The organism is Corallococcus llansteffanensis (genome assembly GCF_003612055.1).
Taxonomy (GTDB): domain Bacteria; phylum Myxococcota; class Myxococcia; order Myxococcales; family Myxococcaceae; genus Corallococcus; species Corallococcus llansteffanensis.
The window spans coordinates 1-13,750 of the sequence record NZ_RAWB01000257.1; the positions used below are offsets into that span (position 1 = coordinate 1).

Sequence of the window (13,750 nt, forward strand, 5' to 3'; positions counted from 1 at the left end):
ATCCCCGCCCCCACAAGCGCTCACGCACGCACTGGCGATGAGCAGCACCACCCCTGACTTCCACATGACAGTTCCTCCCTCGGATTCCCCGACCGCGCCCGGGGCGCTGAGCACGGGACGTACCAGCGGCGAACCCGCTGGATTTCCTCGGGGGGTCACAGCACCAGGCCCCGTCGGTTCTCAGAATTTCGTCGGGGGCCTCAGGAATCACAAGGGATGACGTGGTCGCGGACCGGCGAGCGCGTTAGGCAGAGCCCGCAGGAGGAACCACGGCATGAAGATTGGAATCATTGGCGCTGGCTTGATTGGTGGAAGCCTCGCCCGGCATTGGGTCAAGCTCGGGCACGAGGTCTTGATCTCGAATTCACGCGGGCCGGAGACCTTGCGTGAGCTGGCGGCGGAGACGGGCGCGAAGGCCGTCACCTTCACCGACGCGGTGAAGGGGGTCGACGTCGTCGTTGTGTCCATCCCCCAGAAGGCCATCCGCGACCTGCCGAAGGGCTTGTTCGCGAACGTGCCGAAGGAGGTCGTCGTCATCGACACGGGCAACTACTACCCCGTCCGCGATGGGCGCATCCCGGAGCTCGACGGAGGCACGCCCGAAAGCGAGTGGGTCGCGGCGCAGCTCGGTCGGCCGGTCGTCAAGGTCTTCAACAACATCGGCTTCGCCAGCCTGCGTGAGAAGACCGCGCCCAGGGGTACCCCGGGCCGGGTCGCGCTGCCGGTCGCGGGCGATCCTCCCGAGGCCCGGGCGAAGGTGCTCCAGTTCGTGGACGAGCTCGGCTTCGATGCCGTCGACGCCGGTGGAACCGCGGAGTCCTGGCGCCAGCAACCCGGCACGCCCGCATACGGCCAGGACTTCGATGCGGCGCGCTTGAAGCAGGCGCTCGCCGCAACGGATCGCAGCAAGCTCCCCCAGTACCGTCAGGCGGCCGACGAAGGGCTGAAGCAGTACCTCGCATCGCTGCAGAAGAGCTGATCCCGCATGGCGCCGGGCCCTCCCGGCAATCAACAGGAATCACGCATCGCGAACGCGGGTCGAGCATCCCACTGGCGCTTGGAGTGGGGCTCACTTTCCGGAGGAGTGCGACATGAAGATTGGAATCATTGGCGCGGGGTTGATTGGCGGAACCCTGGCGCGCAGGTGGACGAAGCTGGGGCACGAGGTGTCCATCGCGAACTCACGTGGGCCCCAGACCCTGCGTGACCTCGCGAAGGAGACGGGCGCGAAGGCCGTCACCGTCCAGGAGGCCGCGAAGGCCGGCGAGGTCGTCATCGTGACCATCCCCCAGAAGGCGGTTCCGGACCTGCCGAAGGACCTCTTCGCGAACGTGCCGAAGGACGTCGTCGTCATCGACACGGGCAACTACTACCCCGTGCGCGACGGAAGCATCCCGGATCTCGAGAAGGGCACGCTGGAGAGCGAGTGGGTCTCGCAGCTCATCGGCCGTCCTGTCATCAAGGCCTTCAACAACATCTTCTTCCAGAGCCTCGGTGAGAAGGGCACGCCGAAGGGCACGCCCGGACGCGTGGCGCTGCCGGTCGCGGGGGATCCGCCCGAGCACCGCGCGAAGGTACTCAAGCTCGTGGAGGAACTCGGCTTCGACGGCATCGACGCGGGAGGCCTTGCCGACTCGTGGCGCCAGCAGCCCGGCACCCCGGTCTACACGCAGGACTTCGATGCCCCGGGCGTGAAGAAGGCCCTGGCCGAGGCCGAGCGCAGCCGCCTTCCGGAGTACCGGAACAAGGCCAACGACTGGTTGAAGAACTTCCTCGAGTCGCAGAAGTGAGCGGAAGGCCCACGCCAGCGGCCTGAACACGTCGTCGAACGGCGCGGCGGGAGGCAGTCCCCGCTGCCGCCGGGAGTCGTAGCGTTCCAGCGACCAGGAGATGTTCCGCTCGGGACCTGGAGTGTCGATGCTGAGCAGCCGCTCGCCGTGGCGCTGCCAATGGAAGTGGCGACTTGTCGGGCCGGAGCCTCCAGGCCGAGAGTGCGCGAGCGCCCATGAAATCCTCTCCCGAAGCCCCGCTGCTCATCACCGCCGAAGCGGATCCGGAGAGCTTCGCGCGCCTGGACGGGCTGCGCAGGCGCTACTTCCCACCCGAGCGCAACCTCCTCCCCGCGCACGTCTCCCTCTTCCACCACCTGCCTCCACGCGAGCACGCCGCCGTGGAGGCCGCGCTCGAAGCCGCCGCCGGACGCGCCGCCCCCGCGCTCCACTTCGGAAGGCTGCGCCGGCTGGGACGCGGCATGGCGGTGGACGTGGAGGCCCCCGCGCTCAGTGCCATCCACCGCGAGCTGGCCCGCGCCTTCGCGGAGTGGCTCACGCCGCAGGACCGGCAGCCCTTCCGGCCCCACGTCACGCTGATGAACAAGGCCACGCCCGAGGAGGCCTCGGCGGCCTTCGTGGAGCTGGGCGCGGGCTGGGACAGCTTCGAGGGGCACGCCCCCGCGCTGCTGCTCTGGCGCTACCTCGGCGGCCCGTGGGAGCTCGTGCGGCGAGTCCCCTTCACGGGCCTCGCTGGATGAGCTGCTCCACCGTCGCGCGCACGTCCTGGAGCAGCGACGGATCCCTCACCGCGATGAAGATGGTGTCGTCGCCCGCCACCGTGCCCGCCAGCCCCTCCACCTCCTCGCGATCCAACGCCAGCCCGAAGATCTGCGCGTAGCCGGGCGCCGTCTTCAGCACCAGCATGTTGGGCGGCGCTTCGATGATGGACACGCGCGGCGCCGCGGGCTTCACCACCGGGAGCGGCTCCGTGCGCTGGTAGCGCCCGTTCACCTTCTGCACGCTCAACCGCTTGAGCCGCCGCGACAGCGTGGACTGGCTGGGCGCGTGCCCCGCCTCCTCCAGCAGCTCCTGGAGCACGGCCTGATCGGTGATCTCCTGCTGGGAGATGAGCTGAAGGATGGCCTCGTCCAGGTTCATTCACCCTCACCTTGCATGCGGCTGAATACGCACGCAAGACGCATGAAAATTTCCAAGAATGTTCTTGCGCGCTGCGCCGTTCTGCATAATATCCGCGCCTCCTTACTGAATATGCATGAATTTCAGTGCATATTCAGCAGTCCCCACCCATCCGGCGCGGCCGGGGGAGCACGAAGCCCATGAAGCATGTCACCCGCATCCAGGACCTGGGGCCTGAAGGCGTCGAGGCGGTCCTCTCGCAGGCGGCCGCTTGGAAGCAGAAGGATCCGGGCGCGCTCTTCCCGGGGAAGATCCTGGGCATGGTGTTCTTCAATCCGTCGCTGCGCACGCGCACCTCGTTCGAGGCGGTGATGCTGCGCGCGGGTGGGCACGCCATCGTGCTCGACGTGGGCTCTGGCGTGTGGAAGCTGGAGGACCGCCCGGGCGCGGTGATGAACGCGGACCGCGCGGAGCACATCAAGGAAGCGTCGCCGGTGCTGTCGCGCTTCGTGGACATGCTGGGCATCCGCACCTTCTCCCAGGGCGGCGGCGACGAGGAGGACGAGGCCGACCCCGTCATCAACGCCTTCCGCAAGTGGGCCACCGTGCCGGTGGTGAGCATGGAGTCCGCGCGCGAGCACCCCTGCCAGGGGCTGGCGGACGCGCTCACCCTGCGGGAGACGTTCGGCACCACGAAGAAGCTCCCGGTGACGCTCACCTGGGCGCCGCACATCAAGCCGCTGCCCAAGGCCGTGCCCAACTCGTTCCTCCTGTCCGCGGCGGCCGCGGGCTGCGAGGTGCGCGTGGCGCATCCTCCGGGCTTCGACCTGCACCCGGCCGTGCGCGCGGAGGCCGAGGCCTACGCGAAGGCCACCGGCGGCAGCATCACGTACACGCATGATCAGGACGAGGCGCTGGTGGGCAGCCGCGCCGTGTACGCGAAGTCCTGGGGCCCCACCGCGGCGACGGCGAACTCGCCCGCGGACGTGGCGGCGCTGCTCGCGTCGTACTCGGGCTGGATGCCCACGCGGCGGCACATGGCGAAGGCCGCGAAGGACGCGGCGTTCCTCCACTGCCTGCCGGTGCGACGCAACGTGGAGGTCGCCGACGAGGTGCTGGACCACGCGAGCAGCCGCGTCGTGGACGAGGCGGGCAACCGCTACCACGTGCAGCGCGCCCTCCTGGCCTGGATGCGCGGCGGCTGAAGTTCCACGCCCCACCGCCCTTCCCTTCCACTCCCTTCTTCGACTGTTCAGAGGTCCGCCTTGCCCCTTTCTCCTGATCCGTACGCCGCACTCCGCAACGCGGCGAAGTACGTGAAGCAGTTCCGCAGCAAGACGTTCGTGGTGAAGCTGGGCGGCGCCGTGCTGAGCGACCCGCGCACGCGCAAGACGGCGTGCGAGCAGATCGCCCTCTTGTGGGCCTTCTCCATCCGCCCCGTCGTGGTGCACGGCGGCGGGCCGGAGCTGGACGCGCTCTGCGACGCGCTGCACCTGCCCATCGAGAAGGCCGCCGGCCGCCGCATCACCTCCGCGCCCGTGCTGGACGCGGCGAAGATGGTGCTCGCGGGCAAGCTGCACACGGACCTGCTCGCGGACCTCCAGGCCGCGGGCGTGCCCGCCGTGGGCCTGTCCGGCGTGGACGCGGGCCTCATCAAGGCGCGCCGGCGCCCGCCCGTCATGGTCACCGAGCCCGGTGAGACTCAAGGGCGCATGGTGGACTACGGCCTCGTGGGCGACATCGAGTCGGTGGACACGCGCGTCGTGGAGCACCTGCGCTCCGCGGACTACGTGCCCGTCATCGCCCCGCTGTCCGGAGGCCAGGACGGCGCCGTCTACAACACCAACGCGGACACCGTGGCGGCGGCCATCGCGGCGGCGCTGCACGCGGAGAAGCTCTTCTTCCTGGTGGAGGTGCCGGGGCTCCTGAAGGACGTCTCCGACCCGTCGTCCGTCATCTCGCTCGCCACGCTGTCGGACCTGGCCTCGCTGGAGGCCGAAGGCAAGCTCACCGGCGGCATGCGGCCCAAGGCGCACGCCATGCGCCACGCGCTCGTGGGCGGCGTGGGCAGCGTGCACCTGGTGAGCGGCAAGCAGTCCGACGCGCTCCTGGAGGAAGTCTTCACCAACGAGGGCAGCGGCACCATGGTCGTGCGTGAGCATCCGGTGAAGCACGGCGGGGCCAAGGGTTGACCCCCGCCGAGCTGCTCACCCGACTGGTCGCGACGCCCAGCGTCTCCGGTGACGAGGCCCGCATCGCGGACCTCGTCGCGAGCCAGGCCGAGTCCTGGGGTGCCCGCGTGCACCGCCAGGGCCACAACGTCTGGTTCAGCGTGGGCAGCGGTCCGAAGCGCGTGCTCGTCAACTCGCACCTGGACACGGTGAAGCCGTGCGCCGGGTGGAACACCGAACCGCACGAGGCCGTGTGGAAGGACGACACGCTCTACGGCCTGGGCGCCAACGACGCCAAGGGCTGCGTCACCGCCATGCTCCTCACCGCGAAGGCGCTCCTCACCGAAGGGGCGCCGAAAGGCGTCGAGTGCGTCTTCGCGCTCACCGCCGAGGAGGAAACAGGGGGCCAGGGGCTGGGGCCGCTGTTGTCCACGCTGGGGCCGCTGGACGCCGCCATCGTGGGCGAGCCCACGTCGCTCAAGCCCTGCACGGCGCAGCGGGGCATGCTGCTCTTGCGCTGCGTGGCGCACGGGAAGTCCGGCCACGTCGCGCACGCGCACGCGCACGGCCTGGAGAACGCCATCCTCAAGGCGGCCCGGGACATCCAGGCCGTCTCCGCGCTGCGCTTTCCCGCGCACCCGCTGCTGGGTGAGGCGCGGGCGCAGGTGACGCAGGTGTCCGGGGGCCTGGCGCGCAACCAGGTGCCGGATCGGTGCGAGTTCTTCGTGGACCTGCGCACCACGCCGGGCATGGACCACGCGAAGGTGGCGCAAGACGTGGGCGCGGCGCTGGAGAGCGAGGTGGTGGTGCACTCGGCGCGCTACCTGCCCAAGGGCACCGACGCGGGGCACCCGCTGGTGCGTGCGGCGGTGTCGGCGTCGGGCGAGGCGACGGTGGGCTCCAGCACCACGTCCGACTGGGCCTTCCTGGGCGAGGTGCCGGCGGTGAAGGTGGGGCCGGGCGACACGCTGCGCAGCCACCAGGCGAACGAGTACCTCACGCGCGCGGAGCTGGAGGCGGGGCTCGCGTTCTATCGACGACTGCTGCACGGCTATGCCGAGGAGGTGACGCGTGGCTGAGACATTGTGGGGCAAGGGCCAGCCGCTGGACGCGGCCATCCACGCCTTCACCGTGGGCGATGATCCGGTGGTGGACCTGTCGCTCGTGGCGCACGACGCGCTGGGCAGCGCCGCGCACGCCCGCATGCTCGCGCACGTGGGGCTGCTGACGCCGGAGGCCGCCCGGTCGCTCGTCACCGCGCTGCACGCGCTGCACGACGAGGCCCGCGCGGGCCGCTTCGTCATCCGCCCCGAGCAGGAGGACGGCCACACCGCGCTGGAGGCGGCGCTCGTGGAGCGCACCGGCGAGGCGGGCAAGCGCATCCACCTGGCGCGCTCGCGCAACGACCAGGTGCTGCTCGCCCTGCGCCTGTACCTGCGCGAGGAATTGCTCGCGTTGGGCGCGCGCACGGCGGAGCTCGCCGGCACGTTCCTCGACTTCGCGGAGGCGCACGCGGCCCTGCCCCTGCCCGGCTACACGCACCTGCGTCGGGCCATGCCGTCCACCTTCGGGCTGTGGGGCGTGGCGTTCGCGGAAGGGCTGCTGGAGGAGCTGGAGGCGCTCAAGGGCGTGTGGGGCCGGCTTGATCGGTGTCCGCTGGGCGCGGCGGCGGGCTTCGGTGTGCCGCTTCCGATTGATCGTGAATATGTCGCGCGGTTGCTCGGTTTCACGCGTGTTCAACGCAGCCCCATCGACGCGCAGGACAGTCGGGGGCGGCATGAGACGGCGCTGCTCACCTGGGCGTGCTCGGTGGCGGGCACTCTGGAGAAGTGGCTGTGGGACGTGCAGCTCTACAGCATGGACGAGTTCGGCTTCCTGGCCCTGCCGGATGCCTTCACCACGGGCTCGTCCATCATGCCGCAGAAGAAGAACCCGGACGTCGTGGAGCTGGCGCGAGGCCGCTGCCGCGAGCTCCGGGGGCTCATGCACCAGGTGGAGGCGGTCGCGGGCGGCCTGCCCTCCAGCTACCACCGTGACTTCCAGCTGCTGAAGCGCCCCACCTTCCAGGCCGTGGACAGCGCGAAGGCGCTCCTGGAGGTGCTCGCGCGGCTGGTGCCGGCGCTGAAGGTGAACGCGGACAAGGCTCGCGCGGCGTGCGACGACACGCTCTACGCCGCGCACCACGCCTACGCTCTCGTGGCCAAGGGCCTGCCCTTCCGCGACGCGTACCGCGAGGTGGGCCGCCAGTTGAACGACGGCACCTTCCAGCCGGACCGCGGCGCGCTGACGGCCACCCACCTGGGTGGCGCCGGCAACCTGGGCCTGTCCGCCGTGCGCGAGGAGCTCTCGGCCGCGCGGGACTGGCTCACGCACGCCCACGCGCAGCAGCTCCAGAGCGCCGGGCGCGTCTGGGGCGTCTGAGCCCTTCCTTCTTCCATCCCCTTTTGAAGCAACAGGAGTCCTGAGCATGAGCAAGAAGTCCGTGGTGCTGGCGTTCTCCGGTGGCCTCGATACCGCCTTCTGCACGGTGTACCTGCGCGAGCAGGGCTGGGACGTCACCACCGTCACCGTGGACACGGGCGGCTTCCCGCCCGAACAGCTGGAGCGCATCCAGGCCCTGGCGCTGAAGCTGGGCGCGGTGGCGCACCACACGGTGGACGCGCGCGACACCCTCTTCCAGGGCTACCTGCGCTTCCTCATCGCCGGCAACGTGCTGCGCGGCCAGGTCTACCCGCTGAGCGTCTCCGCCGAGCGCGCCTGCCAGGCCGTGGAGGCCGTGCGCATGGCGGAGAAGCTGGGCGTGCAGGCCGTGGCCCACGGCAGCACCGGCGCAGGCAATGATCAGGTCCGCTTCGACGTGGCCTTCCGCACGCTCGCGCCGCAATTGCAGCTCATCACCCCCATCCGCGACCTCGCGCTCTCCCGGAAGCAGGAGCTGGACTTCCTCGCCGAGCGCGGCGTGCACCTGCCCGCGAAGCTGGGCGCGTACTCCGTCAACGAGGGCATGTGGGGCACGTCCGTGGGCGGCCGCGAGACGCTGGACTCGTGGAGCACCCTGCCCGAGGCGGCCTTCCCCGGTGGCGAAATCCCCACCGACCTGAAGCCCCGCCCGCTGGTGGTGGCCTACGAGAAGGGCGTGCCGGTGGCGCTGGACGGCAAGGCCATGACGCCCGTCGCGGTGGTGGAGGCGTTGAACGCGCTGGGCCGTCCCTACGGCATCGGCCGGGGCGTGCACCTGGGCGACACCATCCTGGGCATCAAGGGCCGCGTGGGCTTCGAGGCGCCCGCGGCGCACCTGCTCATCGCGTCGCACCGTGAGTTGGAGAAGCTGGTCCTGTCGGGCAAGCAGCTCTTCTGGAAGGAGACGGTGGGCAACCTGTACGGGTCGCTCCTGCACGAGGGGCACTTCTTCGACCCGGTGGTGAAGGATCTGGAGGCGTTCCTCGCCTCCTCGCAGGACCGCGTGACGGGCGAGGTGAAGCTGGTGCTCACCCCGCGCGCCCACGTCGTGGAAGGTGTGCGTTCGCCGCACTCGCTGATGGACGCGAAGGTGGCGACGTACGGAGAGGCCAACGTGTTGTGGACGGGGACGGAAGCGGCGGGGTTCGCCAAGCTCTACGGCGTCGCGCAGATGCTCTCGCAGAAAGCGAAGTGACATGAAGATCCACGTCGACAAGGTAGGCAGTGTCACGCGCAACCTCCAGGTGGGCCGCACGGCGCACCTCACGGAGGACGTGAAGTGCGAAGAGGGCGCCGTCATCGCGGTGCGCATCCACGGGGAGAAGAGCGTCTACAACCAGTTGGAGGACGTGAACGGACGGCTCGTCACGCTGCACGCGGGCGACATCGTCGTGGGCGCGCTGGGCCACCGCAACGCCCTGCACGGCTACGAGGGCGTGGTGCCGGCCTCCGTGAAGGTGGGCGACAAGCTCCATGTCCTCAACATGGGCGGCGTCATCGGGCAGTGCACGTCGCACAACCCGGGCGTGGGCCTGCCCTTCGAGGCCGAGGTGCTGGGCCAGGTGCTGACGTTCCCGGAGTTCCAGTCGCGCGAGGGACAGCACGCGCACATCTCCACCGGCGCGCTCAAGGGCACGTCGAAGGCGGTGACCGTGCCCGTGGTGTACGTGGTGGGCACCTGCATGAACGCGGGCAAGACGTACGCGGCCAGCGTCGTGGTGCGGAAGCTCGCGCAGGCGGGCTACCGCGTGGGCGGCGCGAAGCTCACCGGCGTGTCGCTGATGCGCGACACCCTGGCCATGCAGGACAGCGGCGCGGACGTGGTGATGGACTTCACGGACGCAGGCATCGTCTGCACGGGCGCGCGCACGGCCTCCAAGGTCGCGCGCATCGTCTTCACGGAGATGATGACCCAGGACGTGGACGTCATCGTCGCGGAGACGGGCGACGGCATCATGGGCGAGTACGGCGTGCAGGCCATCCTCGCGGACCCGGAGCTCAAGGCGCTGGGCGGCGCGTTCATCCTCTGCGCCAATGACCCGGTGGGCGCGGCCGGCGGCGTGCGGCACCTGCGCGAGGTGTACGGCATCGAGATGGACATGGTGGCCGGGCCCGCCACGGACAACGCGGTGGGCGTGCGCTTCGTGGAGCAGGTCGTCGGGCTGCCCGCTCGCAACGCGCGCGCGGACCCCAACGCCCTGGGCACCCTCATCCTGGAGAAGCTCGCGCCGAAGCTGGGCGCGGGGAGGAAGTCATGACGACGCCGGCGCACATCTACATCCTGGGAGCCTCCGGTTTCGGCGGCGGTGAGCTGCTGCGGCTCTTGTCCGGTCACCCGGGCGTGGCCGGCATCCGCGTGGTGTCGCGGCACCACGCCGGGTCCCCCATCCACAAGGTGCACCCGCACCTGCGCGGGCTGGTGGAAGGCCGCTTCGAGCCGGAGCCGGACTGGCGCTGGCTCCAGGACTCGCCCAACCCCGTCGTGTTCAGCGCGCTGGGCCACGGCGAGCTGGCGAAGCAGTTCTCCGAGCTGGAGAAGCAGTGGGCGGCCGCCGGGCTCACGGAGCGGCTCCTGCTCGTGGACCTGTCCTCCGACTTCCGCCTGGATCACCCGGGGCGCTACGCGGGCGCCTACGGCCGGCCGCACCCCGCGCCGGAGCTGCTGGGCACGTTCACCTACGGCCTGACGGAGTGGAAGCGCGAGCAGGTGAAGACCGCGAAGCGCATCGCCAATCCGGGCTGCTTCGCGACCGCGGTGCAGCTGGCGCTCCTGCCCATCGCGGCCACGCCGGGGCTGGGGCTGCTGGCTGTGTCGGGCGTGACGGGCTCGTCCGGCTCCGGCTCGCTGCCGGGCGAGGGCACGCACCACCCGACGCGCGCGCACGACTTCCGCGCGTACAAGCCGCTGGAGCACCAGCACGAGGCGGAGGTGGAGGTGATGCTGGTGGCGCACGGGGCGTCCCGGCACCGGCTGGCCTTCGTGCCGCACTCGGCGCCCATGGTGCGCGGCATCTTCGCCACCGTGCAGTTCGAGTGGCCGGAGCACGGCGGCGCGGTGGTGACGCAGTCGCTGACGGAGAAGTACCGCCGCTACTACGAGGGCTCGAAGTTCGTGCGCATCGTGGAGGGCACGCCGCGCGTCGCGGCCGTCGCGGGCAGCAACTTCTGCGACATCTCCGTGGCGACGAAGGGCCGCTCCGTGGCGGTGATGGCCGCGCTGGACAACCTGGTGAAGGGCATGGCCGGACAGGCGCTGCAGAACTTCAACGTCGCGCTCGGCTTCCCCGAGGACACCGGCCTGCGCCAGGCGGCCTGCTACCCGTAGCGCGCCCCCGGGCCCGCTTCAGGCCGCGGGCGTCTTCGGCACCTCGCCCGGGGGGGAGACAGTCCCCTCGGGCGCGGCGTCCGGCGCCGCGGCCGGAGCGGCGTCCGAAGCCGCAACGGCCGGAGCGGTGTCCAGAGCCACGGGCGCGGAAGCACCCTCCCGCTGTTCCATGCGCGCGCCGTCCGCCTCGGCGGCCTTGAGGAACTCGTCGTACTCCGACTTGCGCGCCTCGGCCTTCACCTGGGCGGCCGTGGAGCCGCGCTCGGCGGCGGCCCGGCCCGAGCGGATGGCGCGGGCGCTCAGCAGGATGCCCCCGGCGAAGGCCACGAGCCGCAGCACCGAGCCCAGGTTCCAGGTCGTCAGCCCTTCCGAGCCATCGCGCACGAAGTTGAGCGCGAGGACGAACAGCCCGCCGGTGGCCGCGGCGCCCAGGGCCGTGTTCCACGGACGCAGGGCGACGACGCGCGAGGCGCCGTAGCAGAGCACCGGCAGGACGGCGAGCACCCACAGGTTCTCCAGCACCACCGCCACGCCCAGCCGCAGCAGGTCGGAGGGCAGCGCGCCCACCTGCTCGTGCAGGCGCATCGCCAGCGACACGCTGAGCATCGCCCCCAGCACCAGCGACAGGAAGCCCAGTCCGACGATGAACTGGAAGCGACGGACGCGGACGCGCAACGGCTCGAGGACACCGGGTTTGGAGCTCACAGCCCCAAAGCCTAGCGCACTCTCACCCTTCGTCCTCTTCCACGGCGGCCACGTCCCCCGACGAGCGGGGAGGCGGGCCGTCGCCATAGAACACCTCCTCCAGCACCAGCCCCTGCGGCGGCGCGGTGGCGCCCGCCAGCTTCCGGTTGCGCGACGCCAGCACCTCCGCCACCCAGGCCTCGGGGCGGCGGCCCTTGCCTACCTCCACCAGCGTGCCCACCAGGTTGCGCACCATGTGCTTGAGGAACGCGGTGCCCTCCACCACGACGGCCAGGGACTCGCCGGACACGCCCTCCACGCGAACCTGCCGCACCTCGCGCACCGCGTGCTTCGCCTGGCAGTCCGCGGCGCGGAAGGCGGAGAAGTCGTGCCGGCCCAGCAGCGCCTGGGACGCGCGGCGCATGGCCTCCACGTCCAGCGGGGCGAAGACCTCCCAGTGCGTCGCGCGCAGGAGCGGCGAGCGCATGCGCCGGTTGCTCAGCCGGTAGCGGTAGCGCTTGCCGCGCGACCAGCGGCGCGGGTCGAAGTCCTGGGACACCTCCTCCGCGTGCACCACCGAGATGTCCGGGGGGAGGATGCCGTTGAGGCCCATCGTGTAGGCCTTGAGGGGCAGCACGCGCCCGGCGTCGAAGCACGCCACCTGCCCCGTGGCGTGCACGCCCGAATCGGTGCGGCCCGCGGAGGCCACGAACACGGACTCTCCCAGCAGCTTGAGCAGCGCGTCCTGGAGCGTGGACTGGATGGACGGGCCGTTGGGCTGCGTCTGCCAGCCCACGTAGCGCGTGCCTTCGTACTCGAGCGTCAGCTTCAACCGGGGCATGACGTGACGACCGGGGCGCGCCTTCAGCGCGTCTTCAGCCAGCCCTCCAGCAGGTCCGCCACCAGCTTCGCGGGGGTGACGTTCGCCTTGCGCGCCTGCGCCTCCAGCTTCTCGAACAGCCTGGGGTCCAACGGCAGGGCCAGCAGGCGCGGCTCCGTGCTGGCGGTGTCGTCCAGGCGCATGGCCTCCGTGTCCGAGCCGTCCACGGAGGCCACCACCTCCGCCACCTCCAGCGCCTCCTCGGAGGTGGGCGCGGAGGACTGGCGGGTGGAGACGCGGCGCAGCTCCTGCGAGCGCTCGTCCTCGAAGAGCTGCTTGACGAAGTTGGCCAGGTGCAGCGGCGAGGGCGTGAAGTCGTACGCGTCCAGGAAGGCATCCAGGTCGCGCTGCATGTCTGCGGCCGTGGCGTAGCGGCGCTCGCGGTCGCGGGCCAGGGCGCGCATCAGGATGGCCTCCACGCGCTCCGGCAGGTCCTCGCGGAAGTACGACGGCGCGTAGATCTTCGCCTCGGTGATGCTGCGCATCACGGCCACGTCGGACTCGCCGGTGAAGAGCTTGAAGCCGGTGAGCCACTCGTAGAGGACGGTGCCCAGCGAGAAGATGTCGCTGCGGCAGTCCAGCGGCCGGCCCAGGCACTGCTCCGGGCTCATGTAGCTGAGCTTGCCCTTGATCTCCCCCGAGCGCGTCTCCTCCACCTGGTTGGCCGCCTTGGCGATGCCGAAGTCCAGCACCTTCACCGAGCCGTCGAACGCGACGACGATGTTCTCCGGCGTCACGTCGCGGTGGACGATGTTGAGCGGGGTGCCGTGCAGGTCCTTCTTCTGGTGCGCGTAGTGCAGGCCGGCGCAGACGCAGGAGGCGATCTTCAGCGCGTAGACGAGCGGGAAGGGAATCCCCAGCGACTCCGCCTTGGGGACGATGCGGCGCATGTCGCGGCCGGACACGTACTCCATGGCGATGAAGTAGCTGTCGACGATCTTCCCCAGGTCGAAGATCTGCACGATGTTGGGGTGGTTGAGCTGGGACGCCAGCCGCGCTTCGTTGAGGAACATCTTCACGAAGGCCGCGTGCTTGGACAGGTGCGGGCGGATGCGCTTGATGACGATGGGCGTCTCGTCACCGCGCGCGTTCACCTGGTGCGCGAGGAAGATCTCCGCCATGCCCCCCACGGCGATCCGGTCGATGAGCCGGTAGTTGCCGAAGCGGACGGCGTCGCGCGGGGGCGGAGAGGCGGCGGGAGCCATGGCGGCAATGTAGTCGCGGCCTGCCCGGAGGCGCTAACGAAGTTGGACGACGTGCACCTTGAGCGCCGGTTCCTCGCCGGGAGGGGCCGGAAAGTCGAGCCCCGAGGGACCGAGCG

Annotated in this window: 13 protein-coding genes and 1 pseudogene; 10 read left to right on the plus strand and 4 right to left on the minus strand. The window is 70.6% G+C overall.

Annotation, left to right across the window (positions count from 1 at the left end; translation table 11 throughout):
* Positions 1-271 precede the first annotated feature (271 nt).
* The 3 genes and pseudogenes from D7V93_RS23090 to D7V93_RS23100 all read left to right on the plus strand — a co-directional run.
* Positions 272-979, plus strand: a pseudogene (locus D7V93_RS23090) (NADPH-dependent F420 reductase); the annotation flags it as partial.
* A gap of 28 nt (positions 980-1,007) precedes the next feature.
* Complete coding sequence (locus D7V93_RS23095; protein WP_120645473.1) at positions 1,008-1,790, plus strand: NADPH-dependent F420 reductase; 783 nt, start codon at positions 1,008-1,010, stop codon at positions 1,788-1,790.
* Between the two features lie 215 nt (positions 1,791-2,005).
* Positions 2,006-2,530, plus strand: a complete 525-nt coding sequence (locus D7V93_RS23100) for a 2'-5' RNA ligase family protein (protein WP_120645484.1) — start codon at positions 2,006-2,008, stop codon at positions 2,528-2,530.
* Here the strand turns inward: D7V93_RS23100 and D7V93_RS23105 are convergent.
* Positions 2,511-2,930 carry an arginine repressor gene (locus D7V93_RS23105; protein ID WP_120645474.1) on the minus strand — a complete coding sequence of 140 codons (420 nt, stop codon included), beginning with the start codon at positions 2,928-2,930 and terminating at the stop codon, positions 2,511-2,513. The genes D7V93_RS23100 and D7V93_RS23105 overlap by 20 nt on opposite strands.
* Before the next feature lie 179 nt (positions 2,931-3,109).
* On the opposite strand from D7V93_RS23105, the gene D7V93_RS23110 reads away from it, so the two are divergent.
* From D7V93_RS23110 to argC, 7 genes are read left to right on the plus strand one after another with little or no spacing between them, the layout of a single operon-like run.
* Positions 3,110-4,114 (plus strand): N-acetylornithine carbamoyltransferase, encoded by a 1,005-nt coding sequence (locus tag D7V93_RS23110; protein ID WP_120645475.1) that lies wholly within the window; start codon positions 3,110-3,112, stop codon positions 4,112-4,114.
* Between the two features lie 60 nt (positions 4,115-4,174).
* Positions 4,175-5,101 (plus strand): acetylglutamate kinase, encoded by a 927-nt coding sequence (gene argB / locus D7V93_RS23115; RefSeq protein ID WP_120645476.1) that lies wholly within the window; start codon positions 4,175-4,177, stop codon positions 5,099-5,101.
* Positions 5,098-6,159 carry a M20/M25/M40 family metallo-hydrolase gene (locus D7V93_RS23120; protein WP_120645477.1) on the plus strand — a complete coding sequence of 354 codons (1,062 nt, stop codon included), beginning with the start codon at positions 5,098-5,100 and terminating at the stop codon, positions 6,157-6,159. The genes argB and D7V93_RS23120 overlap by 4 nt, the downstream gene beginning before the upstream one ends.
* Positions 6,152-7,501 (plus strand): argininosuccinate lyase, encoded by a 1,350-nt coding sequence (gene argH, locus D7V93_RS23125; protein ID WP_120645478.1) that lies wholly within the window; start codon positions 6,152-6,154, stop codon positions 7,499-7,501. The genes D7V93_RS23120 and argH overlap by 8 nt, the downstream gene beginning before the upstream one ends.
* Positions 7,502-7,547: 46 nt before the next feature.
* Positions 7,548-8,735 carry an argininosuccinate synthase gene (argG, locus tag D7V93_RS23130; protein ID WP_120645479.1) on the plus strand — a complete coding sequence of 396 codons (1,188 nt, stop codon included), beginning with the start codon at positions 7,548-7,550 and terminating at the stop codon, positions 8,733-8,735.
* Between the two features lies 1 nt (position 8,736).
* Entirely contained in the window at positions 8,737-9,798 is a 1,062-nt protein-coding gene (locus D7V93_RS23135; RefSeq protein ID WP_120645480.1) for a hypothetical protein, read from the plus strand.
* A complete protein-coding gene (argC, locus tag D7V93_RS23140; RefSeq protein ID WP_120645481.1) occupies positions 9,795-10,865 on the plus strand; it encodes an N-acetyl-gamma-glutamyl-phosphate reductase in 1,071 nt (356 codons plus the stop codon). The genes D7V93_RS23135 and argC overlap by 4 nt, the downstream gene beginning before the upstream one ends.
* A gap of 18 nt (positions 10,866-10,883) precedes the next feature.
* Here argC and D7V93_RS23145 read toward each other — a convergent pair whose 3' ends face one another.
* The 3 genes from D7V93_RS23145 to D7V93_RS23155 are packed head-to-tail and all read right to left on the minus strand — an operon-like array spanning position 10,884 to position 13,634.
* Complete coding sequence (locus D7V93_RS23145; RefSeq protein ID WP_208723117.1) at positions 10,884-11,570, minus strand: hypothetical protein; 687 nt, start codon at positions 11,568-11,570, stop codon at positions 10,884-10,886.
* Between the two features lie 22 nt (positions 11,571-11,592).
* Positions 11,593-12,390: a tRNA pseudouridine(38-40) synthase TruA gene (gene truA / locus D7V93_RS23150; RefSeq protein ID WP_120645482.1), complete on the minus strand. Its 798-nt coding sequence runs from the start codon at positions 12,388-12,390 to the stop codon at positions 11,593-11,595.
* Between the two features lie 23 nt (positions 12,391-12,413).
* Entirely contained in the window at positions 12,414-13,634 is a 1,221-nt protein-coding gene (locus D7V93_RS23155; protein ID WP_120645483.1) for a serine/threonine protein kinase, read from the minus strand.
* Positions 13,635-13,750: the final 116 nt, after the last annotated feature.